This is a genomic window from Nocardiopsis camelliae (assembly GCF_028993595.1).
Lineage (GTDB): Bacteria > Actinomycetota > Actinomycetes > Streptosporangiales > Streptosporangiaceae > Nocardiopsis > Nocardiopsis dassonvillei.
Genome location: NZ_CP118614.1, coordinates 4,850,051 through 4,872,678 on the forward strand (window position 1 = coordinate 4,850,051; position 22,628 = coordinate 4,872,678).

A 22,628-nucleotide genomic window follows, 5' to 3' on the forward strand; every position below is an offset into this window, starting at 1 on the left:
GGGTCACTGCCAGACAGCTGTGTCCGGGTCGATCCCGTGGGTGCGGGCGCACTCGTCGACACTCTGCCGGAACCAGGAGGCCAGCCCGAACCGGATCCCGTCGTAGTGGGCGGAGAAACCGGGGTCGGACTCGAACATCCTCCCCAGACACACCTGCATCTGCCGCGTGAGCGGGAAGAAGTCGGAGAACACCTCGCGGTGGCGTTCGACGAGCGCGTCCGCTTCCGGGCTGCCCGGGACGACACCCCGGTCGAGGGCGTCGCCCAGATCGCGCTGCAACGCGGACATCGCCGAGGAGAGCGACCGCCACTGCTCCCGCGTGCGGGAGGCGGACCGCTCGGCGAACTGCGCCCACTGCTCGGAATCCCCCCACACGGTGCGGGCCCTCCGGGACCGGTGAGCGTCCCAGTCCGCCCCGAAGACCTCCGACTGCGCTTCGTCGTCGAGGAGGATCCCCCGCTCGTGAGCCCCGGTCAGCCGTTCCAGGCGCTCGTCGAGCCGTCGCAGGTCCTCGATGCGCTCGGCGAGCCGGGCGCGCTGCTCACGCAGGGTGGCGCCGATCTCCGCCGTCCGGTCGTCGAGGACCCCACGCACCGCGTCCAGCCCGAGGCCGGCCTCCCTGTACGCGACGATTCGACGCAGCCGTTGCAGGTCCGCGTCGGTGTACTGGCGATAGCCGGCGGTGGTGCGCGCGGACGGCGATGCCAAGCCGATCTCGTCCCAGTGGTGAAGCGTGCGGACGGTCACCCCCACCAGTCCGGCGGCCGCGCCCACCGTGACACCGCCACGGATGTCACGCTCGTGTTCGACCATGGACACCATTGTGGCCCTCCTCCTCCGGTTCCGGGGCGACGATTCCGACCGCGGCGAGATCGCGCGCCTCCTGGCTGTCGGAATCGAACTCCTGCGCCGCGGTGAAGACGACCCGAACGCCCTCGGGAGTGGTCACCTCGACGTCGCGGGTGCGCCACGGGGTGTCCCGCGGCCCGACCACACTGCCCGGCACGAGGTCCGAACACGCCTCGACGAGCGGATCGACCTCGCTCAGCACGCACAGGAAGCTCACGCTCATCGCCGGTGCTTCGGGCCGTTCGGCACCGGCCGCCGCAGGAACGAGCAGGACGTCCTGGAAGGCCCACCGGCGCAGGTGGACCACCTGCCCCGGGATGCCGAACAGTTCGACGAAGCCGAACCCCCGCACCCAGAAGTCCGTCGACACCGCCAGGTCAGGCGTCGGAACCGTCACGAACACCGGCATCGCGTAGATACCGCGGAACACCTCTGGCGCTACCGCCCCCGGTCCGCGCTCGGACACGGGTCCCGTCTCGAACGCGCTGAAGAAATCGCTCATGCGGTCCACCGTCCCGCCTCACGCGGCGTGAGGGTCAAGCCCGATCCGTGGACTCGACGGTATCGGGCCGCGCCGCCGTCGTCGGCCGAGCCGCTGACGTCCGCGACGCCGGCCCCGCCCGGACACAGCGGGTGACGGGCGCGCGGAACCCCGGGTACCGCCCGAGGGGGCGGCCCGGCGGTCGTCCACAGGCGGGAGATCGGCCTTCCTCGACCGTTCCGCCGAGGACTAGCGTGGTAAGCGGGGGTCCCCAGGGCCCTCCCGCTTCGCGCTGCCCGCGCCCCGCCCCTCAGTCCCGCGGCGCCAGCGCCCGCACCACCGCGGCCGGGTCCGCGTTCGGCGGGCCGATCGGCGCGACGACCGGGGTCGTCACCCCGTTGTCGGCGTAGGCCCGGATCCGCTCGCGGCAGTACTCGGCGGGGCCGTGCACGATGAGTTCGTCCACCACCGAGTCGGGGATCGCGGCCAGCGCGCCCCTGCGGTCCCCCTCGTCCCACGCCTTCCACATCGGGGTGAGCTCCTCGCGGCCCAGCCACTCGTGGAACGCCCGGTAGACGGGGACGTTGAGGTAGGCCGAGATCGCCCAGCGGCCGATCCCCCGGGCGGTGTCCGGGTCGGCGTCGGGGACGGCGAAGATCCGCGCGACCACCTCCTTGTCCTCGCCGTACCGGCGCACATAGGGCACCACCGTGCGCACGTCCTCCGGCGAGAGCCAGTTGACGACGGCTCCGTCGCCCTCGCGTCCGGCGAGGCGGAGCATGCCCGGCCGCAGCGCCGCCACCAGCAGCGGGGGCGCCTGCTCGGGTACCGCGCCGAGCGTGAAGCCGTTGACGCTGAAGGTGTCGTAGTCCTCCTTGACCTTCGCGCCGGTGAGCACGGCGCGGAGGAAGCGCACGGTGTCGCGCACCTTCTTGTACGGCTCCTCGAAGGGGATGGAGTTCCACCGCTCCACGATCACGTTGGAGGAGGTGCCGACGCCCAGGGCGAAGCGGCCCGGCGCGGCGGCGGCCAGGGCGGCGGCGCTCATCGCCAGGGTGGCCGGGCCGCGCGTGTAGGCGGGCACGATCGCGGTGCCCAGGCGCAGCCGGGGCGCCCACACACTGGCCAGGGCGAGGGGGGTGAAGGCGTCGGTGCCGTTGGCCTCGGCCGACCAGACGTCGGTGTAGCCCAGGTCCGGCAGCCGCTCGACGAGGTTCCGCTGCTCGGAGAGCGGGACCCCCTCCAGCGGGATGGTGATGCCCCAGCGAGTGGTCATGGCGACTCCCTGTCGGTGTGGAACCGAATCCGGTTCTCGTTCCGTGCTGGCAGCACCGTACCGCCCGGTCGGTCTGTTGTCTCTGGGCGCCTCCCCCCTTCGCCGTCGGCAGCCGCGCACCGCATCCCCGGGGCTCGGCGGACCACGCCCCTCCCACCCGGCGCACCGCACCGCTCCGGACCGGCGCACCGCCGCCGCCCTCCCGACACGGCGTGCCGCCCCCGGGACGCGCGTGCCCCCTGGGGCGTATGTTCGTAGGGCCCGGGCCGGAGCCCCGCCGACGGCGGGCGCCCCAGGCCGGGCCGTACGAGCGCATCCCAGACGAACGAAGGAGGCCCCTTCGTGGCCACGCCACCCTCCCCCTACGACTTCCTGCCCCAGGTCGCGTCGTTCACCGTCACCAGCAACGACGTCGCCGACGGACGGACCCTGCCCCAGGCCCAGGTCAGCGGGATCATGGGCGCCGGAGGCGGGGACGTCTCGCCGCACCTGTCCTGGAGCGGCTTCCCCGAGGGGACGCGCAGCTTCGCCGTCACCTGCTTCGACCCGGACGCCCCCACCGCCAGCGGCTTCTGGCACTGGTCGGTGGCCAACATCCCGGCCGACGTCACCGAGCTGACCGCGGGCGCGGGGGACGGCTCCGGCCTCCCCGAGGCGGCCGTCACCCTGCGCAACGACGCGGGCGGACACCGCTACGTCGGCGCGGCACCGCCCGCCGGGCACGGCCCGCACCGGTACTTCTTCGTGGTGCACGCGGTGGACGTGCCCCGCCTGGAGGTGGACGAGTCGGCCAGCCCGGCCTTCCTCGGCTTCAACCTGTTCTCGCACGCGCTGGGCCGCGGGATGATCACCCCCGTCTACGAGGTGGAGTAGCGCGGGCGGCGCGGGGCCCGGCCCGGGACCGGGTCCGGCAGTCGCGCGACGCGTCGGGGGCGGGCCGTGTGCGTCCGTGCCGCACCGCCCGCCCTCGGCCCTCCCCCGGGGCCGGGGGACACACGCGCAGTGGGTCCTTTCGGTTGTCCTGACAACCGGATTCGGCCACTTCCGGGCCATCGGGCATCCCGAGGTCTAGGCTCTGTAACCATCCCCCCAGTCCGCCGTCCACGTCGGAAAGGGTTCGACCGGTGCCACAGCAGCCTGCGAGCAAACCAACCGTCGTGGTCACGACAGCGGGGTCGGCGCCCACACCCGGGACCATCCTCCACCTGCGCGAACAGGGTTTCCGCGTGGTGGCGACCGACGTGGACCCCGCCGCGCCGGGCCTGTACCTGGCCGACCGCGGGTACCTGGTGCCGCCGGGCGACAGCGAGGCCTTCCTGCCCAGGATGCGGACACTGTGCGCGGACGAGGGCGCCGTCGCGGTCATCCCCCTGGTCGACGAGGAACTCGTCAGGGTGGGCGAGCTCGCCAAGGACGGCGTGGAGGTGCTGCTGCCCCGGCTGGACTTCGTCACCACCTGCCTGGACAAGTACGTGCTGATGCGCGAGCTGGAGGAGGCCGGGATCGGCGTGCCGCGCACCTGGTTGGCCTCGGAGTGGCCGAGCGGCGCCGCGGACTCCGCGCCCGGCGGCCTCATCGTCAAACCGCGCTGCGGACGCGGGAGCCGCGGGGTGGTGGTCATCGACTCGGTCCGCGACATGGCGCGGGTGGTGTCCGAGGGCGGCTACGCGGCGGACGAGCTGATCGTCCAGGAGTTGGTCGGCGGCCCCGAGTACACGGTGTCCGTGGTGGTGTGGCGGGACGGCGCGGTCCAGGCCGTGGTGCCCAAGGAGGTCGTCCTCAAGCAGGGCGTGACCAGGTACGCGGTGACCCGGCGCCACCGCGAGGTCGCCCGCGCCTGCCGGGCGGTCCAGTCCGCGCTGCGTGCCGACGGCCCCTTCAACGTGCAGCTGTGCCTGGACGCGGACGGCAGGCCGAGGATCTTCGAGATCAACCCGCGCTTCTCCTCCACGGCCTCGCTCACCGCGGCGGCCGGGGTGGACGAGATCACGGGGCTGCTGCGGCAGGCCGTGGCGGACGGGCCCCGCATGGAGGACCACTGGCGCGAGGGGGTGGCGATGGTGCGGCGGTGGACGGACGAGTTCGTCAGCGAGGCGGAGTTCACCTCCCACGGCATCTCCCCCGCCCCCGCGGTCGGCGCGGAGCTGCCCAGGCAGCTGTCCGCGGGCGGCACGGGGCCGGTCCCGGTCGTTCCGGTGCGTGTGCGTTGACCGGCCCTGAGACAGGGACCGCCGGGGCGCACCCTCTGGTCGAGGCGATGGCGTCGGCGGTCGTGGAGGTCGGCGGCCTGTTGCGGGCGTGGCGCTCCGACGCGGACGCGCGCAGCGGGGTGTGGGAGGGCAGCCAGTTCAAGGCCCGGGCCGACGCCATGGCGCACCGGGCCCTGTCCGAGCGGCTCACCGCGATCGACGGCCGGATCCCGGTGGTCAGCGAGGAGGACCCCGAGTCGCTGCGCGGCGAGCGGCCGCACCGGTACTGGCTGATCGACCCCGTCGACGGGACCGCCAGCTACGTCCACGGGTTCCCCGGGTACGTGACGCAGGTCGCGCTGGTGAAGGGGGGGCGGCCGGAGGCGGCCGCCGTGTTCGCCCCCGAGACCGCGACCCTCTACACGGCGGTGCGCGGCCGGGGCGCGTGCCGGGGCGGGCGCCTCCTGCCGTCCCCGCGGCCCGCGCCGCAGGGACGGGGCGTGCTCACCGACAACACCCCGCGGCCGGAGGGGATCGCCCGCCGGGTCGGCGACCGCTTCGGCTACGGCGGGTACCTGGAGAGCGGCAGCATCTCGCTGAAGCTGTGCCTGGTCGCCGAGGGTTCCGCGCACCTGTTCGTCAAGGACGTGCCGGTGCGCGACTGGGACGTGGCGGCGCCAGCCCTGGTCCTGGAGGAGGTGGGCGGCCTGGTCACCCGGCTGGACGGAAGCCCGTTCGACTACCGGGGGCCCTACGAGCACACCGGGCTGGTGGGCGCCGCCGACCCCGCGGTGTGCCGGGCCGTCTCGGGCTGGCTGGGCTCCTGAGAACGCGCCCCGGAAGCCGTCCCGGGGCCGCGGGCCGAGGGCGCCGACTCACTTTCCGTGTATCCCTTTTCCACACCGGGTGCGGCGCGTATCGTGTGGTCACCAACTCGCGTCTTGGGGGTGGGAAGTGGAGGACGAAGGCCTGCCGCTGCACCGGATGCGCGCCTCGGACGCCGAACGCGACCTCACGGTGGACCGCCTCACCACCGCGTTCGTCGAGGGCCGTCTGGACCACGAGGAGTACGACCGCAGGGTCGGTCTGGCGCTGGGCGCGGTGCTGCTCGGCGAACTGCGCCCGCTGACCGAGGACCTGCCGGTGTCCACGTCCGCGGTGCGCGGGGTCCCGGGCGCGCGGCACGGCGCCGATCCGCTGTCGGCCCCCCTCTCCGGGGCGGCCCGCGCCGATCCGGGGTCCGGGCGCGACCCCCGGGACGGCCGCGAACCCCCCGGCGCGGACGACCTGCCACTCATAGGCGCCCCCTGGCGCGAGTGGGGCGACGAGTGGCGCTGGTGGACGGGTGTGGCGGTGATCCTGACGAGCGTGTGGGGCGTGGTCAGCCTGATGGGCGGCGAGCTCGTGCCCTACTGGCCGCTGGTGCCGCTGGGCATCTGGGCCGCGGTCCTGCTCGCCTCCGCCATCTGGCCCAGCGAGGGGGAGCCGCCCTGACGCGGCGCCCTCCCCCTCCCCTCGCGTGTGCGGCCGACGCCTCGGGCGCGGCGGGAGGGGGTCAGCCCGCGGCGTGCAGCCAGCGCACCGGGGCGCCGTCGCCCGCGTAGCGGAAGGGTTCCAGTTCCTCGTCCCAGGCGCGGCCGGTGAGGCGTTCGATCTCGGCGGCCAGTTCGGTGCCGTCGGCCGCGGCCCGCTCCACGGCCAGGCGCAGTCGGCCCTCGGGCACGAGGACCTCGCCCGCCGCGCTGGTGAGGGCGGTGAACATGCCGAGGGACGGCGTGTAGCTGTAGCGCACGCCGTCGCAGCCGGGCGACCCCTCCTCGGTCACCTCGAACCGCAGGCGCTGCCACGTGTTCAGCGCCGAGGCGACCGAGCCCGCGGTGCCCGGCTTCCCCTGCCAGTTGAGCTCGGCGCGGTGGTTGCCGGGTGCCGCCGGTTGGGCGACCCAGTCGAGTTTCACGGGTACTCCAACGACGCCCGCGACCGCCCACTCGACGTGTGGGCACAGCGCCGCTGGCGCGGAGTGGACGTACAAGACGCCACGTGCGGACACCGAACCTCCTGATACGAACGAGTGCGCTTCCCCGACGCCCTCGTACCACGAGAAGGTTGCATACCCGCCTGAATGCTTTTGCCCCATTGTGCCCCAAGGGCACCTTGAGAACCAGCGCTCACTTTGCTTTTTCCAGCGTTCTCCCCACCTCCGGAAGCCCCAAAAGCTAGCGTGAGCCCCGGCGAGCAGGAGTCCGATCATAGTGGGGGCGGGTGTGCCAGACCAGTCGCACGAGGACATCCATGACACCCAGGCACCTCCTCAAACCGTACTTTCGACCTTTTCCGGGGAGGAAGCACCCCCACTCTTGCCGGTTCCGGCCACAACCGGCGGTGATACAGCCGGGCCCAATCCGGACCGGGACCCCGGCGGAACCGACGCCGCCCCCAGCGACGCCGAGCTCGTACGCGGCGCCTGCCGGGGCGAGCACAGGGCGTGGGAGGCCATCGTGGACAGGCACCTGCCGGTCGTGAACGCGATCGCGCGCTCCTACCGGCTGTCCGCACCGGACCGGGAGGACGCGGTGCAGACGGTGTGGCTCACCCTCAACCAGCAGCTGCCCCGCCTGCACTCCCCCGAGCGGCTCCGCGGCTGGCTGCGCAGGGTCGCCCACGACGCCTGCGGCCGACAGCGCCGCCACAGCGCCCGGGACCATCCGGTCGACCCCCAGAGCCTCACCCGGCGGGACGCCCTCTCGCAGGACGCGGGGCCGGAGGCGCAGTACCTGCGCAAGGAGGAGCACGAGGAGCTGCACCGCGCGATCCGGCGGCTCACCGATCCCGGAGAGCGGCGGGCCGCCCTGCGCTACCTCGACGGGGCCGCGGGGCTGCCCGTGCCCCCGGTTCCGTGCGACCCGGGGACCCCCGACGGCCGGGTCCACCCCCGGACCGCCGCGAACCAGCGCCGCCGTATGCTCCGCAGACTCCGCCGCCTCCTGGAGGAACCCACTTGAGCGACCACGACGATCCGGCACTGGCCCTGGCGGGGCGCGCCGCCGCGCTGGCCGCCTTCGACCGCAGCGACGACGGCGCCGACGTGGCGGCCCTGACCGGGGAGAGGTCTCCGGCGGGCGAGGTGCTGCGCTCGGCGGAGGGGGAGGCGGAAGGCGCGCTGGTCACCTCCCTTCGCTTCGAGCACGGCGACCTCACCCTGGACGTGCGGGTCCACGCGCACGGTCGGCTGCGCTCGCTGTCGGGGCTGGCCAGCGGGGAGTACGACCACGCGCTCCTGCGCGTGCGCCGCCCGGGTTCCGGGTCGGAGCTGCGGATCGGCGAGGACGGCGGGTTCGCGCTGTCCGGCCTGGCCCGCGGACCGATCAGCCTGGCGCTGCTCAGAGCGGGACGCCCGGCGGTGGTGACCGGGTGGTTCACCGTCTGACCGCCCGGCCAGCCGGCCGCCGGGCCACCGGCCGGTGATCCCATCCGTCACAGAAACGGGGAAGGCCGAACCCTGGTTGCAGGCAGACACGAACCGGCTCCTGATGATGACCCTTCGACCGGCTTCGTCCGGGTTCGCGTGAGCCGAGTTGCGCACAGGCGGACTCGACCCCTCCCGTGCGCCCTCCCCGCGCTGCTATCACTGTGTGCGGCCCGCCCCCTCGGTGAAAGGCACCGGACGTGTCCCTGCGCGCCCAGCCCTCCCCCCTCTCCCCCGAGTCCCCCCTCTCCGCCGCCTGCCCGGACCACCACGCGCTGCGGTCCGGCAGATCCCTGCTCGCCCGCGTGAGCCACGGGATCCGGCTGGCGCAGGGCGGCATGTTCGAGCAGACCGCGGCCCTGCTGGACGAGGCCCACCGGCGCCTGCGCGGCCACCCGGTGGCCGAGTCCGCGACGGTGATGCCCGGCGTCCTGCTCAACCTGGGCCTGGCGCAGACGCTGTGCGGCCGCTTCCCGCAGGCCGAGGAACACCTGCGCGAGGCCCGGTCCCTGGCACAGGAGCGCCGACTGCCGCTGATGGGCCTGGTCATCGAGCAGAACCTGGGCTGCCTCAGCCTCTACCGGGGCGACGCCCCCGCGGCCATCGCCGCCTTCCACGGCCTGACCGACCGGCTGCCCTCCCAACGCCGTGAGGCGCTGCACGTGGACCTGGCCGAGGCACTGCTCGCCGAGGGCTTGGTGGAGGAGGCGGCGAGGGCGCTCGCGGACGGCCCCTGGGCCGGGAGTTCGTCGGCCAACGCCCTGCTGGTGGAGGCCAAGCTGCGGCTGCTGCGGGGCGACCACCGCCACACGGCCGAGCTCACCCGCCGGGTGCGGCACTCCTTCGGCACGGGCTCGCTGTGGTACCGGCTGGCCACCCGCCTGGAGCGGATGGCGCTGCGCGAGGGCCGGACGGCCTCCCCCGTGGCCCGGGCCAGGAACGCCCTGGCCGTCCGCGCTCCCCTGGCGGCGCCGCGGCCGTCGGGGAGGGGCGCCGCCCACCTGGCCCTGGACACCCTGGACGCGCACCCGCGCCTGGCGCCGGGCCCCTGGCTGGCGGGCGCGGTGAGCGATCCCCACGTCGTCCGCGCGGGCCTGGAGAGCGCCCTGCGCGCCGGGGAGGCGGCCACCGCCCTGGAGTGGGCGGAACTGGCCCGGACCCGGGCCGCGCCCCACGTCCCCGGCCCCGGCGTACGCACACCGGCGACGGCCTCGCTGGCCGACCGCTACCGTGCGGCGCTGGTTCGCGGTCGCGACCCGCACGCCCTGGTCCGGCGCCTGGAGTCGGCCCGCTGGCAGGCGCACCACGAGGCCGCGGGGGCGCGCAGCGCCCCCGTACCCTCGCCCGTGGCGGGTGCGCTGCTGGAGCGGCTGGGCGACCGGGCCTTCGTGCGGTACACGCGGGCGGACGGGGAGGCCGTCGCGCTCGTGGCCGCGGCCGGACGGGTCCACGCCCGCGTGCTGGGGCCGCTCCCGCGTGTGGCCCGCGCGATGGCCCGGTTCGTCCACCCGGTGGCGTTCGCGCAGGACGCGGGCGAGGCGCGGGAGGCGGCCGACGGCGCCGCCCGCGTCCTCCTCGAACCGCTGCTGGCTCTGGTCGGCGACCGCCCGCTGGTCGTCGCCGGAGACGCCTACCTCGGCGATCCCCCCTGGGGCATGCTCCCCGCGCTGCGGGGCCGTCCGCTGAACCTGGTGCCCGGCGCCGGGTTCTGGCTGGAGCGCACACGCCCCGGGGGCCCCGCGCCCCGCCCGCCGGAGCGGGTGCTGCTGGTGGCGGCGCCCGAACCGGACGGGGCGGCGCGCGAGGTCGCCGCGCTGGCCGGCGTGTACCCGGGGGCGCGCGTGCTCCATGCCGACCGGGCCCTGCACTCCGACGTCCTGGCCGCCCTCGGCCGGGCCGACCTGGTCCACCTGGCGGGGCACGGGCGCGTCCCCGGCCGCTCGCCCATGCTCGCCTCGGTCGGCTTGGGCGACGGGCCGCTGCTCGCCTGCGACCTGGCCGGGCTGCCCGAGGCCCCGGACACGGTGGTGCTGTCGACCTGTTGGAGCGGCCGGGGCTTCGCGGACCGCGCCGGGGCTCCGCTCGGGTTCACCGGCGCGCTGCTCGCGGCCGGGGTCCGCACGGTGGTGGCCAGCCCCGTCCCCGTCCGGGACGCGGGGACCGTCGGGGCCATGCGCCTGTTCCACCGCGCGCTCGCCGCGGGGGTCCCCGCGCCCGAGGCGGTGGCTGTCCACCTCGGGCGGGCGGGGTTCTGCTGCTTCGGCGCCTGAGTCCGTTACCAGCCGCGCTCGCGCCACTCCCCCAGGTGCGGACGCTCGGCGCCCAGGGTGGTGTCGCGTCCGTGCCCGGGGTAGACCCAGGTGTCGTCGGCCAGCACCCCGAACAGGCGCTCCTCCACGTCCGCGAACAGGACGCGGAAGTCGTCGTCGGACCAGGTGCGGCCGACGCCTCCCGGGAAGAGGGAGTCACCCGTGAACAGGTGGGTGTGGCCCTCGGGGTCGTCGTAGCGCAGGGCGATGGACCCGGGCGTGTGCCCGCGCAGGTGGATGACGGTGAGGTGGCACTCCCCGACCCGGACGCGCGACCCGTGCACGACGGACTCGTCCACGGAGACCGGGAGCTCGTCCCCGTCGTCGGGGTGGGCGACCGTGCGCGCCCCGGTCTGGCCCACGACCTCGGCCAGGGCCTGCCAGTGGTCCTGATGGCGGTGGGTGGTGACCACCCGGGCAAGGCCCTCCTCGCCGATCAGCTCCAGGATGCGGTCGGGCTCGGCCGCGGCGTCGATGAGGAGGGCCTCGCCGGTGCCCTGGCAGCGCAGCAGGTAGGCGTTGTTGTCCATCGGGCCGACGGCCAGTTTGGTGATGGTCAGGTGCGGTAGTCGTCGCAGGTCGGCGGGGCCGCCGACCCTGGTATCTCCGGAGTAGCTCACCCGACCATTGTGGCCCGCGTCCGGGAGCGGACGCACCAGGGTGGCACGGGCGCGCGGCCGCGGCGGCCGGGTTCACCTGGCCCAGCGGGGCGCACGCTTGTCGAAGAAGGCGGCGCGGCCCTCGGCGGCGTCCTCCCCGGCGAAGAACTCGGCGGACAGCTCGCCCATCCGGGCGAAGGCCTCGGTGCGCCGGTCCGGGGCCGCCAGCGCGCCCGCTCCCAGTTCACCCAGGAGTTCCTTGGTGCGCGAGAGCGCGCGCGGCGCCGAGCCCCGCAGTCCCTGCAGGATCGCGTCCACGGCGTGCGGCATGTCGCGGTCGGGCACGGCCTGGGTGAGGAGTCCGGCCTTGGCGGCGGCGGAGGCGTCGAACAGCTCGCCGGTGAGGAAGTAGCGGCTGAGCTGGCGCGAGTGCATCCGCGCGGACACCGGGACGGAGATGATGGCGGGGACCACGCCGATGCGCACCTCGGTGAAGGCGAACGTGGCGCTCTTGGGCGCCAGGGCGATGTCGGCGGCGGCCACCAGTCCGATGCCCCCGGCGCGGGCGGCGCCGTTGAGCACGGCGACCACCGGTTTGGGGGCGCCCATGATCTGCTCGAAGATCTCGGGGAGTTCGGGCGCCGGTTCGACCGGGGCGCTCCGCAGGGCCGCGCCGACCTCCTTCAGGTCGGCTCCGGCGCAGAACACCGGGCCGGTGCCGGTGAGCACGATGGCGCGTACCTCGTCGTCGGCCACCGCCTCGGCCAGGGCCCCGGACAGCTGGGCGCGCAGCCGGGCGGACAGGGCGTTGCGGTTCCGGGGGGAGTCGAGGGTGACCGTGGCGATGGAGCGCTCGACGGCCAGGCGTACCAGGGGCGTGTCGTCCGAGGGGGTCGGGGACGGGTGCTGCGTCATCGCAGGCGGGCCTTTCTCAGGGTCCATACTCGCGGGTGCCGGAGAGGGGAACGCGCGCGTGTTGGTGTCGCGGCGCGCTTACGCGCCCGGCTCGTGGCCGACCGCGTCCGGCTCTGTGGCGTGGTGCACGAATCCGGTCCCACCCTAGACAACCGGGCCCCGAGGACACCATGTCCGTGTACACCCCGCTTGTTAAGTCCCCCTCACAGGTACCCGCGCGTGTGGCGTGACGGGACACCGCCCCGGTCCGTTCCCGCCTCGGGCCGACCTGCGTGCGGCACGGGTGCCGCGCGCCGGTCGGCCCGGCCGCTCCGGCGGTCGGGGCCTTGGCGCCCCGGTGGCCTCAGGGGCGGGTGGTCGCCTCGGACAGGGCGTCGGCGAAGTGCATCATGGCCGACACCGCACCGGCGCCGTCCGCGGCCTCGCTGACCCTCAGGGTGAGGGGCTCGGCGGTGATCGCGCCGGTGTACCCGTGGTCGAGTTCGCACTCCTCGTCGGCGCAGGCGGCCGGTTCGAGGTCGATGTGGGCGATCGCGCCCCAGTTCACGGACAGGTTGACGCTCAGCACCAGTTCGCTGGGCATGCTGCCCGGCGTGTACTGGGCGGGGTTGGGCACCACGCGGGTCAGGGCGACCGACTGGATGTTGCCCAACTGGATGCTGTCGGTGGTGGTGGAGGCGTGCGAGGTGCCGCCGGGCTCGGTGGGCGGGTGCTCGTCGGTGTGGCACACCACGAGGCGGGTCGCGGTCAGCAGCATCACGGTGATGTGCCGCCGCATCTCCATGGCCGGGTCGAAGGTCGCCTCGTGGTGCACGATGAACGCCTCGGCGCCCTCGCTCCCCAGGGCGGTGGCGACGGCGTCGATCACGAGCGCGGGGTAGTACCCGCTGCGTTCGATCTCCGTCCGCCAGTCCGTGGACACGGCGCGTGTTTTCCTCATACTCCTATCCTGCCCCTTTCCCGTGACACTTCGCGACCGGGACGTGAAACGGGATGCCCACCCCATGATCAGAACGTCACCCCGCGCAGTCGCCGGGGCCCTGCGTCGGGCCGCACGTCGGGGGCCTCGCGGAGCCAGACACGCGCGCCCAGGACGTGGGCGCCGGTGGCGTTGACCAGGACCGGGTCCAGGTCGATGTAGCCGATCTCGGGGAAGGCCTCCACCAGGCGCGAGACCCGGACGAGGAGTTCCTCCAGCGCCTCCACGTTGGGCTGCTCGGCGAGCGAGGTCGCACCGGCGGGCAGCCCGAACAGCAGCGGGGCGGCCCGCACGGCGTGGATGAGGTCGGCGGCGTCCATGTCGGTGAGCGGCGCCAGCCGGAACGCCCGGTCGTCGAGCAGTTCGGCGGTCACGTCCGCCAGCCCGAAGGAGACCACCGATCCGAAGGACTGGTTGTCGCCCGCCCGGACGACCGTGGGCACCCCTGGGGCCACCATGCGCTGGACGACCAGCGAGGCCTCGTCGCCGAAGCGGTCGTGCAGGGCCGCGAAGGCGCTGCGCACGTCGTCGGGGGTGCGCAGGTCGGCGCGGACGAACGTGCCGCCCGCGCGCAGGCGCAGGTCCGGTGAGTCGGCCTTGACCACCGCCGGGTAGCCCAGCTGGCCCGCGGCCACCACGGCCTCCTCCTCCGACGTCACCGGGATGTCGGGGTAGGCGGCGATGCCGTAGCAGGCCAGCAGGTCGCGGGCGTCCTCGCCGGAGATCGCCGTCTCCTCGTCGTAGCGGCGCTCGCCGCCGAACCAGGCGATCTCCTCCGCCGAGGGCGTGGCGTTCTTGAGCGCGCGGACGATGGTGGCGCGGGCCCTGGCCCCGTCGATGTCGGGCAGCTCGGGGTGGCGTCCGGGCTTGCGGTCGCGCCACTGGGCGTAGCGGGTGGCGTAGGCCAGGGCGCGCACGGCGTCCTCGGGCGAGGGGTAGGAGGGCACCGAGCCGCGCAGGGTCTGGCCCCGGTCGCCGACGCGGCGCAGCTCCTCGGGAATCCCCTGGCGGGCCAGGTAGGTGGTGACGACGGGCTTGGTCGAGTCCAGGGAGCGGGCCCGCAGCACGCGGGCGACGTCGTCGGAGATGGGGTGCAGGGCGGGGACGAACACCACCACGACCGAGTGCACGTCCTCGGCGGCCAGGGCCGTCTCCAAGGCGCGGTCGAAGTCCTCCGCGGTGGCCTGGGGACCGAGGTTGACCGGGTCGTGCGGCTTGAGCCCCTGACGGACGGCTGCGTCCTTGACCAGCAGTTCCAGGGAGTCGGAGTTGCCGATGATGCCCACGCGGGGCCCCTGGGGCAGGGGCTGGTAGGCGAACACCTGGGCGGCGTCGAACATCTGCGTGATGTCGTCCACGCGCACCACCCCGGCCTGCTGGAACAGCGAGGTGACCGCGTAGTCGGGCAGGGAGAGCCCGCCCGCGGCGTGGCCGGTGGGGGTGGTCCGCGCCGAGCCGCCGCTGCGCACCGCGACGACCGGCTTCTGCTTGGCCAGGCGCCGGGCCAGGCGGGTGAACTTGCGCGGGTTGCCCAGCGACTCCAGGTACTGGAGCACCACCTCCGTGGCCGGGTCCTCCTGCCAGTACTGCATGAGGTCGTTGCCGGACACGTCGGCGCGGTTGCCCGCCGAGACGAAGGTGGACAGGCCCATGCCGCGCTCGGCCACGCGCTGGAGGATGGCCCGGCCCAGGGCACCGGACTGGGAGAAGAACCCGATCGTGCCCGAGGGCGGCAGGTCCGGGGACAGGGTGGCGTTGAGCGAGATCTCGGGGTCGGTGTTGGCGATGCCCAGGCAGTTGGGACCGACCACGCGCATCCCGGCCGCGCGGGCGGTGCGCACCAGTTCGTCCTGGCGGGCCCGGCCCTCGGGTCCGGTCTCGCCGAACCCGGAGCTGACCACGACCAGGCCGTGCACGCCCTTGTCGGCGCACTGTTCGACCACGTCGACGACCATGTCGGCGCGCACCGCGACGACAGCGAGGTCGACCTGGTCGGGGATGTCCAGGACCGAGGGGTAGGCGCGCACGCCCACGACCGCCTTGGCCTCGGGGTGGACCGGGTAGACCGGGCCCTGGAACTCCCCGCCCAGGAGGTTGCGCAGGGCGGTCTGGCCGATGGTGTGCGCGGTGCGGCTGGCGCCGATGACCGCGACCGAGTTCGGGAAGAGCAGGCGGGCGATGGAGCGCGACTCGGCGCGCTGCTCGCGGGCCCGCATGACCTCGGTGGAGTCGTCGGTGGGCTGGAGGTCCAGAGTGAGGCGGATGACGCCCTCGTCGAAGGTCTGCTGGGCGGTGTACCCGGCCTCGCGGAAGACGTTGATCATGCGCCGGTTCTCGGGAAGCACGTCGGCGATGAAGCGGCGCATGCCGCGTTCGCGCGCGGCCGCGCCGATGTGCTCCAGCATGACCGAGGCCAGGCCGCGGCCCTGGTGGGCGTCCTCCACCACGAAGGCGACCTCCGCCTCCTCCGGCGCCACCTTGTCGTAGCGCACCACGGAGACGAGGGAGTCGGAGATGGTGGCGACCAGGGCCACGCGGTCCTCGTAGTCGACGGTGGTGAAGCGTTTGACGTCGCGGTCGGAGAGCTTGGGGTAGGGCGCGAAGAACCGGTAGTAGATGGTCTCCGGGGAGAGGCGGGAGTGGAACTCGCGGAGCAGGTCGGCGTCTTCGGGGGTGATGGGGCGCAGGTGCGCGGTGCCTCCGTCGGTCAGGACGACGTCGGCTTCCCAGTGGTTCGGGTAGGACTGCACGACTGCGAGACTAGACGACAAACGGCCGAATCCGGGGAAAGTCCGTGCGGGCGGCGCGAAAACCCCGCTCGGGACCGCACACGGCGTCCCCCGCTCGCGGAGGCGCCGGTCGGGGCCCGGTGCCCCGTCCGCGGACCGGATCGGCCGCCCCGTGGGCGATGGCGGTTCCGCGGGGAATCGGAGGCGGTGTGGCCGGGGTGCTGTCACTTCGTTACACGCCGCTGACGGTTGACCTGTTAACGTCGTGCGAGCACGGATTCTGATAACCCTCGGTGGTGGCTGGCGAAATGACACGAGTGGTCGTGATCGGTGACCTGATGACCGACGCCGTCGCGCGCGCGTTCCACCCGTTGGCCCGCGGCAGCGACACTCCGGCGTCCGTGATCATGTACGGCGGCGGGTCGGGGGCGAACATCGCCTCGTGGCTGGCCGTGGAGGGCACCGACACCACGTTCGTCGGCCGCCGCGGCTCCGACATCACCGGGCGCACCCGTGAGATGGAACTCATGGGCTACGGCCTGGACTCGCGGATGGTGATGGACCCGGAGCGGCCCACCGGCACCTGCGTGGTGATGATCACGCACCGGGGCGACCGGACGATGCTGAGCGACCCGGGCGCCAACGCCCGCCTGCAGCCCGAGGACCTGCCCCGCGACGTGTTCGGCCCGGACGGGCACCTGCACGTGTCGGGCTACACCCTCATCAACGACGACTCCCGGCGCGCCGCCCGGGTGGCGCTGCGGATGGCCCGCGAGAGCGGGATGTCGATCTCGGTGGACGGCGGTTCGCACGCGCCGCTGGAGCGCGCGGGCGCGGAGAACTTCCTGGACTGGACGCAGGGCGCGCGCCTGCTGTTCGCCAACGTCGACCAGGCCCGGGTGCTGACCGGCCGGGACGAGCCCGAGGCCGCCGCCAAGGTGCTGACCGCGTGGTACCCCAACGTGGTGCTCAAGCTCGGCCAGCAGGGCGGCCTGTGGGCGTCCAAGACCCGCGACGACTGCGTGACGGCGCCGGCCGAGCCGGTGGAGCCGTCCCCGGGTTCGGTGGGCGCCGGTGACGCCTTCATCGCCGGGTTCCTGCCCGCGTGGCTGCTCGGCCGCCACCCCAAGGAGGCGCTGGGCCGGGCGCACCGCCTGGCGGCGCGCGCCCTGCACCAGCCGGGCGCCCGCCCGGACCTGGGCGAGGGCCAGCCGGTGCGCCGCGGCGCACCGCGCGGCCAGCGCATCCGCTGAGCACAGGCGGCCGGACCGAAGGGCCGAGCCCGGGCACCCGCCCCGCGCGGACCGGACCTCCCGCCGACAGCGGCCCGCCTCCTTGAGGGCCCCGCGGCGCGGGTGGTGGACGCACCCGCCCGCGGCGGGACGCCCCCGCGGGGCTTTCCGCCGGAGCCGCCGCTCACCCCCCTGCGGTGGCCAGGGTGAGGGGCAGCACCTGGGGCGCCCCGGCTCTGCGGAGCAGGGCGGCGCCCACGGTGAGGCTCCAGCCGGTGTCGGTGACGTCGTCGACCAGCAGCACCGGCCCGGGGGTGTGCTCCTGTAGCCGTGCCATCCGCTCGGTGAGCTCCTCTCCCGCCACGAGGGCGGAGTAGACCTGTTCCAGGCGCATGGCGCTGTTGTGCCTGCGCGGCCCGGTGCCCCGCTCGGTGCGGTACTCCAGCGCCCCCACGGGCGCCAGCCGTCCGAGCCGGGAGAGCCGCTCGGCCAGGTCGGTGATCATCCCGGGGCGGGTGAGCGAGGGCATCGCCACCACGCCGACGGGGCGCCGGTCCCAGTTCCAGTCGGCCAGGACGCGCACCACGCCCTGGAGCACGCGCTCGTCCACGGGCGCGTCGGGGGCGTCGGCGGCCAGGACGCGGCGCAGCTCGTTGCCCCAGCCGATGTCGGTGAGGCGGCCCAGGGCCCGGCCCTCCCCCGCCCGCAGCTCCTCGGCGATCTTTCCGGACAGGTCCACGCCCAGGGTGGCCATCCCGGTCGGCCACTGGCGCCGGGGCGCGATGGGCGTACCGGGCCGGTCCAGGTGCTCGGCCGCGGCCTCGCGCCGGGTGGAGTCGACGCCGGCGGGCCAGTACTCGCCCGTGCACACGTCGCAGCGTCCGCAGGGCGCGGCCTCGGGGTCGTCCAGCTGGCGGCGCAGGAACTCCATCCGGCAGGTGTCCAGGTCGAGGTAGTCGAGCATGGCGCGCTGCTCGCGCTCGCGGGCCCGGCTGACGGCGGCGTAGCGTTCGGCGTCGTAGTTCCACGGCTGGCCGGTGGTCTCCCAGCCTCCCCGCACCCGGCGCACGGCCCCGTCCACGTCCAGCACCTTGAGCATCTGCTCCAGGCGGGTGCGGCGCAGGTCCACGCGGGTCTCCAGGTGCGCGACGGACAGGGGTCCGCCCGCCTCGGCGAGCGCGTCCAGGGTCTGGCGCACGGTCTGCTCGGGCGGGAAGGACAGTCCGGCGAAGTACTCCCAGATGCGGGTGTCCTCGCGGCCGGGCAGCAGGACCGCCTCGGCCCGCCGCACGCCGCGTCCTGCGCGGCCGACCTGCTGGTAGTAGGAGATCGGGGACTGCGGGGCGCCCAGGTGGACGACGAAGCCCAGGTCGGGCTTGTCGAAGCCCATGCCCAGCGCGCTGGTGGCGACCAGCGCCTTGACCCGGTTGGCGAGCAGGTCGTCCTCGGCCTCGCGGCGCTCGTCGGGGTCGGTCTGGCCGGTGTAGGCGCGCACCTCCATGCCCTGTTGGGCGAGGAAGCGGGCGGTCTCCTGGGCGGCGCTGACGGTGAGCGCGTAGACGATGCCCGAGCCCTGGATCTTGGGCAGGTGCTCGGCCAGCCAGCTGAGCCGGGCGGTGGGGTCGGGCAGCCGGACGACGGCCAGGCGCAGGCTCTCGCGCTCCAGGGAGCCGCGCAGGACCAGGGTGTCCGCGCGCTCGCCGCCCGCCTGGAGCTGCTCGGCCACGTCGCGGGTGACGCGCTCGTTGGCGGTGGCGGTGGTGGCCAGCACCGGAACGCCCTCGGGCAGGTCGTGCAGCAGGGAGCGGATGCGCCGGTAGTCGGGGCGGAAGTCGTGCCCCCAGTCGGAGACGCAGTGGGCCTCGTCGATGACGACCAGGCCGGCGCCCGCGGCCAGCTCGGGCAGGACCCGGTCGCGGAACTCGGGGTTGTTGAGGCGTTCGGGGCTGACCAGCAGGACGTCGACCCGGCCCGCGGCCACGTCGGCGTAGGCGTTCTCCCAGTCGGTGGTGTTGGAGCTGTTGATGGTGCGCGCGTGGATGCCCGCGCGCTCGGCCGCGGCGATCTGGTTGCGCATCAGCGCCAGCAGCGGGGAGACGATGACGGTGGGGCCCGCCCCCTCGGCGCGCCGCAGGGCGGTGGCCACGAAGTACACCGCCGACTTGCCCCACCCGGTGCGCTGGACGACGAGGGCTCTGCGGTGCTCGGCGGCCAGGGCGTGGATGGCGGTCCACTGGTCCTCGCGCAGCCGGGCGGAGTCCCCGGCCAGGGCGCGCAGGTGGGCCTCGGCGCGCTCGCGCAGCGCGCCGTCGGACGCGGCGGTGGGAAGGGTGCTGTCAGGGGTGGGTGTGGCCATACGTCCCTTGGTACCAGAGCCGGGGGACGGTCGAGCGGTTGTCCACAGGCCCGGTTCCGCGTGACGGGGAACCGGACCGCGTTCCCGTCCCGCCCCGCTCGGGATCGGCCCGCCCCGGGGCGGGCGCGCGGCCGACCTGGGACGGGGTACCCCCCGTAACCCCCATGAGCACCGCCGGTAACAGAAAGGATACTTTCCACTTTCCTGGCATTGCGCTCTCCCGACCGGGACTGAACACTCATTTACCAAGGCTCAGGCCTGGGAGCGCTCCCGCCCGTAGAGGGCGGACGCTCTCCCGCGGAAGCGAGCGAAAGGCGCAGTATGCGGCACCCATGGAGTCGACCGTCCCCCCACCATCCCCCCAACGGACCGACGACAGCACGGCGCGCGCGGTCCCCGCGCATGGGCGTCCTGGCCGCGGCCACGGCCCTGGTCTGCGCCGCGGGCGTGGCCTCCGCCCCTCCGGCGGCCGTGGCCGCCGAGGTCCCCGTCGGATCCGGCGGCTACAGCGACACCCTCCCCGCCGGAGCCCCCGGGCCCTCCGACCTGAACGGCGTCCCGGTCGACCCCAAGGTGACCGACGACTTCGAGGGGCACGCCCCCACCAACGAGTGGTGGTCGTCGCTGATCTTCCAGCGCTACCCCGACAACCCCCACGGTGAGAACCTGTTCGCGCACCCCGCCAGCTTCCGCCCCCACGAGGGCGGGCTGGAGATGGGCTACCCGCGGGACCCCCGGCTCGTCGCCGACGGCCTCAAGTACGAGCACCCCCACACCGCCGACCTGTCCCTGGGGGTCCAGGGCCTGTCCTCCCCCGACACCCGGGTCGCCGACCACGGCGACTGGACCGTCACCGCGCACTGGGAGGGCTCCGGCCGGACCCTGCGCGTGACCATCGGCCAGGGCCTGCCCTTCGCCTACGCCGACACCGCCGGCGGCGACGCCCAGGTGGCCTTCTCCGGCACCCCCGAGGTCTGGCACCAGGAGGGCTCCGTGGTCGGCGCCAGCGTGGGCGGTCGGCACTACGCGCTGTTCGCCCCCTCCGACGCCCCCTGGACGCGCTCGGGCGACACCTTCACCGCCCCGACCGGCGCCGAGGGCCACTACTCCGTGGCGGTCCTGCCCTCGCCCGAGGACCTGGACACCTTCGCCCCCTACGCCCACTCCTTCGTCACCGGCTCCCGCGTGGAGTACGACTACGACGAGGCCGCCGCCACCCTGACCAGCACCTACCGGGTGGAGACCGAGGCGCGCGAGGGGAGCGGGGAGGGCACGCTCATGGCCCTCTACCCGCACCACTGGCGGGAGGCCTCCACCCCCGTCACCGACCTGTCCTACTCCTCCCCTCGGGGCGAGATGCGCGTGGCGGAGGGCGCGAGCTTCACCACCGAGCTGGCCGCGCAGGGCATCCTGCCGAGCCTGCCGACCGTGGACAGCGCCGACCACGACCGCATGCGCCAGCTCATCGACGAGGTCCTGGCCGAGCAGGAGCACTTCCCCGAGCCCGGCGACACCTACTGGGACGGCAAGGCGCTGGGCAGGCTGGCCCAGCTGGTGCCCATCGCCGACTCCATCGGCCACACCGAGGGCCGCGACGCGCTGCTGGACCTGGTCAGGAACCGCCTGGAGGACTGGTTCACGGCCGGAGGGACCCGCCAGTTCGCCTACGAGGCCGACTGGGGCACCATGCTCGGCTACCCGGACAGCTTCGGCGCCGCCACCGAGGTCAACGACCACGACTTCCACTACGGCTACTTCGTGTCCGCGGCGGCCGTCGTGGCCCGCTACGACAACGCCTGGGCCGCCGAGGACGCCTGGGGCGGCATGGTCCGCCTGCTGATCCGCGACGTGGCCGAGACCGACCCGAACAGCGACATGTTCCCGCGCCTGCGGTCCTTCTCGCCCTACGCGGGGCACGGATGGGCCTCCGGGCACGCGGGGTTCGCCGCCGGGAACAACCAGGAGTCCTCCTCCGAGGGCATGCACTTCGCCGCCGCCACCGCGCTGTTCGGCGCCCTGACCGGGGACGAGGAGCTGCGCGACCTGGGCGTGTACCTGCACACCACGCAGGCCTCGGCCATCACCCGCTACTGGCAGGACCACGGCGGCGACACCTTCCCCGAGGACTTCGAGCACGACGTCGTCGGCATGGTGTGGGGTGACGGCGGCGACTACCGCATCTGGTGGGACGGCGGCGACGAGGAGCACTACGGCATCAACTACCTGCCCATCACGGCGAGCTCGCTGTACCTGGGGCACGACCCCGAGCACGCCGGGGCGATGTACGAGTCGCTGGTGGACCGCCTGGGCCGCGAGCCGCAGATCTGGCGCGACATCCACTGGGAGCACCGCGCCCTCTCCGACGGCGACGACGCCCTGCGCATGTTCGAGGAGCAGTGGAACACCTACGAGCCCGAGGCGGGCGAGTCCAAGCCGCACACCTACCAGTGGGTCTCGACGCTCGCCGAGGTCGGCACCGTGGACACCTCCGTCACCGCCGACACCGCGCACTACGCCGTCTTCACCGACGGCGGGGAGCGCACGCACGTCGCCTTCAACCCCTCCGGCTCCCCGCTGACGGTCACCTTCTCCGACGGCGTCGAACTGGAGGTGGAGCCCCGTTCGCTGGCCTCCACCACGGGCGAGGGCGGCGGCGGTGACCCGGGCGACCCCGGTGACCCGGGCGACCCCGGCGATCCGGGCGACCCCGGCGATCCGGGCGATCCGGGCGATCCCGGGGACCCGGGTGAGGGCAACGTCGGCGACGGCGGCCTGCACCTGACCCCCTCCGCTCTCTCCGGCACCCCGCACGGCTCCGCCGGCGAGATCACCGTGGCCTCCGCCGGGGGACGCAACCAGGACGGCCTGCCGCCGGGCGACCGCGTGGTGCTGCGCGCCGACGACCTGACCGGCACCCACACCGGCGGCGCCACCGCGTTCTCGCTGCCCGTGGACTCGGGCAACGCGGTCGGCAACGCGGTCCAGGTCCGCGTGGTCTACGACCTGGACGGCGACGGCACCGACGACCGCACGGAGACCTACCGCTACTTCGCCACCAACGACCTGAACGGCTGGGAGGAGTACACGCAGGGCCAGGGCCCGGCGAGCGCCGACGGGTCCCTCGGCGACCTGGAGGGCGGCTCCGTCCGCGTCGAGCTGTGGAGCGCCCTGGGCGGCGCCTCCTCGCGGGTCCTGGTCGGTCCCGACGGCGGCGCCTCGCTCACGATCCCCTTCACCGACTGACGTCC

18 protein-coding genes are annotated in these 22,628 nt (G+C 74.3%); 9 read left to right on the top strand and 9 right to left on the bottom strand.

Going from position 1 to position 22,628, the window contains the following annotated elements; all coding sequences use genetic code 11:
- Window positions 1–3: 3 nt before the first annotated feature.
- The 3 genes from PV789_RS21185 to PV789_RS21195 all read right to left on the bottom strand — a co-directional run bounded on the left by PV789_RS21185 (window position 4) and on the right by PV789_RS21195 (window position 2,606).
- Entirely contained in the window at window positions 4–813 is an 810-nt protein-coding gene (locus tag PV789_RS21185; protein ID WP_274974223.1) for a MerR family transcriptional regulator, read from the bottom strand.
- Window positions 794–1,351: a VOC family protein gene (locus tag PV789_RS21190; protein ID WP_274978202.1), complete on the bottom strand. Its 558-nt coding sequence runs from the start codon at window positions 1,349–1,351 to the stop codon at window positions 794–796. The genes PV789_RS21185 and PV789_RS21190 overlap by 20 nt, the downstream gene beginning before the upstream one ends.
- A 289-nt stretch (window positions 1,352–1,640) precedes the next feature.
- Window positions 1,641–2,606 (bottom strand): LLM class F420-dependent oxidoreductase, encoded by a 966-nt coding sequence (locus PV789_RS21195; RefSeq protein WP_274974224.1) that lies wholly within the window; start codon window positions 2,604–2,606, stop codon window positions 1,641–1,643.
- 342 nt (window positions 2,607–2,948) lie between these two features.
- Between PV789_RS21195 and PV789_RS21200 the strand changes: the two genes are divergently transcribed.
- The 4 genes from PV789_RS21200 to PV789_RS21215 all read left to right on the top strand — a co-directional run bounded on the left by PV789_RS21200 (window position 2,949) and on the right by PV789_RS21215 (window position 6,289).
- Window positions 2,949–3,479, top strand: a complete 531-nt coding sequence (locus PV789_RS21200; RefSeq protein ID WP_274974225.1) for a YbhB/YbcL family Raf kinase inhibitor-like protein — start codon at window positions 2,949–2,951, stop codon at window positions 3,477–3,479.
- A 284-nt stretch (window positions 3,480–3,763) separates the two neighbouring features.
- Entirely contained in the window at window positions 3,764–4,816 is a 1,053-nt protein-coding gene (locus PV789_RS21205) for an ATP-grasp domain-containing protein (protein WP_274974226.1), read from the top strand.
- 47 nt (window positions 4,817–4,863) lie between these two features.
- On the top strand, window positions 4,864–5,622 hold the full coding sequence (locus PV789_RS21210; protein WP_274974227.1) for a 3'(2'),5'-bisphosphate nucleotidase CysQ family protein: 759 nt from the start codon (window positions 4,864–4,866) through the stop codon (window positions 5,620–5,622).
- Between the two features lie 127 nt (window positions 5,623–5,749).
- Window positions 5,750–6,289 carry a DUF1707 SHOCT-like domain-containing protein gene (locus PV789_RS21215; RefSeq protein ID WP_274974228.1) on the top strand — a complete coding sequence of 180 codons (540 nt, stop codon included), beginning with the start codon at window positions 5,750–5,752 and terminating at the stop codon, window positions 6,287–6,289.
- Window positions 6,290–6,350: 61 nt separating this feature from the next.
- Here PV789_RS21215 and PV789_RS21220 read toward each other — a convergent pair whose 3' ends face one another.
- A complete protein-coding gene (locus PV789_RS21220; RefSeq protein ID WP_026114848.1) occupies window positions 6,351–6,845 on the bottom strand; it encodes a DUF3145 domain-containing protein in 495 nt (164 codons plus the stop codon).
- Between the two features lie 307 nt (window positions 6,846–7,152).
- Here PV789_RS21220 and PV789_RS21225 point away from each other — a divergent pair, with 307 nt between their 5' ends.
- The 3 genes from PV789_RS21225 (at window position 7,153) to PV789_RS21235 (ending at window position 10,531) form a co-directional block, all read left to right on the top strand.
- A complete protein-coding gene (locus PV789_RS21225) occupies window positions 7,153–7,797 on the top strand; it encodes an RNA polymerase sigma factor (RefSeq protein WP_274974229.1) in 645 nt (214 codons plus the stop codon).
- Window positions 7,794–8,222, top strand: a complete 429-nt coding sequence (locus PV789_RS21230) for a hypothetical protein (RefSeq protein ID WP_274974230.1) — start codon at window positions 7,794–7,796, stop codon at window positions 8,220–8,222. Before PV789_RS21225 ends, PV789_RS21230 begins: the two co-directional genes overlap by 4 nt.
- A gap of 239 nt (window positions 8,223–8,461) precedes the next feature.
- Window positions 8,462–10,531 carry a CHAT domain-containing protein gene (locus PV789_RS21235; RefSeq protein WP_274974231.1) on the top strand — a complete coding sequence of 690 codons (2,070 nt, stop codon included), beginning with the start codon at window positions 8,462–8,464 and terminating at the stop codon, window positions 10,529–10,531.
- Window positions 10,532–10,536: 5 nt separating this feature from the next.
- Here PV789_RS21235 and PV789_RS21240 read toward each other — a convergent pair whose 3' ends face one another.
- From PV789_RS21240 to PV789_RS21255, 4 genes are all read right to left on the bottom strand, one after another.
- On the bottom strand, window positions 10,537–11,190 hold the full coding sequence (locus PV789_RS21240; RefSeq protein ID WP_274974232.1) for an MBL fold metallo-hydrolase: 654 nt from the start codon (window positions 11,188–11,190) through the stop codon (window positions 10,537–10,539).
- A gap of 72 nt (window positions 11,191–11,262) precedes the next feature.
- On the bottom strand, window positions 11,263–12,084 hold the full coding sequence (locus tag PV789_RS21245; RefSeq protein WP_274974233.1) for an enoyl-CoA hydratase-related protein: 822 nt from the start codon (window positions 12,082–12,084) through the stop codon (window positions 11,263–11,265).
- 343 nt (window positions 12,085–12,427) lie between these two features.
- A complete protein-coding gene (locus PV789_RS21250) occupies window positions 12,428–13,006 on the bottom strand; it encodes a DUF5998 family protein (RefSeq protein ID WP_019609669.1) in 579 nt (192 codons plus the stop codon).
- 86 nt (window positions 13,007–13,092) lie between these two features.
- Window positions 13,093–15,813, bottom strand: a complete 2,721-nt coding sequence (locus tag PV789_RS21255) for a bifunctional acetate--CoA ligase family protein/GNAT family N-acetyltransferase (RefSeq protein ID WP_274974234.1) — start codon at window positions 15,811–15,813, stop codon at window positions 13,093–13,095.
- 296 nt (window positions 15,814–16,109) lie between these two features.
- On the opposite strand from PV789_RS21255, the gene PV789_RS21260 reads away from it, so the two are divergent.
- Window positions 16,110–17,045, top strand: a complete 936-nt coding sequence (locus PV789_RS21260) for a carbohydrate kinase family protein (protein WP_212644328.1) — start codon at window positions 16,110–16,112, stop codon at window positions 17,043–17,045.
- Between the two features lie 163 nt (window positions 17,046–17,208).
- Here the strand turns inward: PV789_RS21260 and PV789_RS21265 are convergent, their stop codons facing one another.
- Window positions 17,209–19,380 carry a RecQ family ATP-dependent DNA helicase gene (locus PV789_RS21265; protein ID WP_274974235.1) on the bottom strand — a complete coding sequence of 724 codons (2,172 nt, stop codon included), beginning with the start codon at window positions 19,378–19,380 and terminating at the stop codon, window positions 17,209–17,211.
- A 402-nt stretch (window positions 19,381–19,782) separates the two neighbouring features.
- Here PV789_RS21265 and PV789_RS21270 point away from each other — a divergent pair, with 402 nt between their 5' ends.
- Window positions 19,783–22,623 (top strand): glycosyl hydrolase, encoded by a 2,841-nt coding sequence (locus PV789_RS21270; protein ID WP_274974236.1) that lies wholly within the window; start codon window positions 19,783–19,785, stop codon window positions 22,621–22,623.
- Window positions 22,624–22,628: the final 5 nt, after the last annotated feature.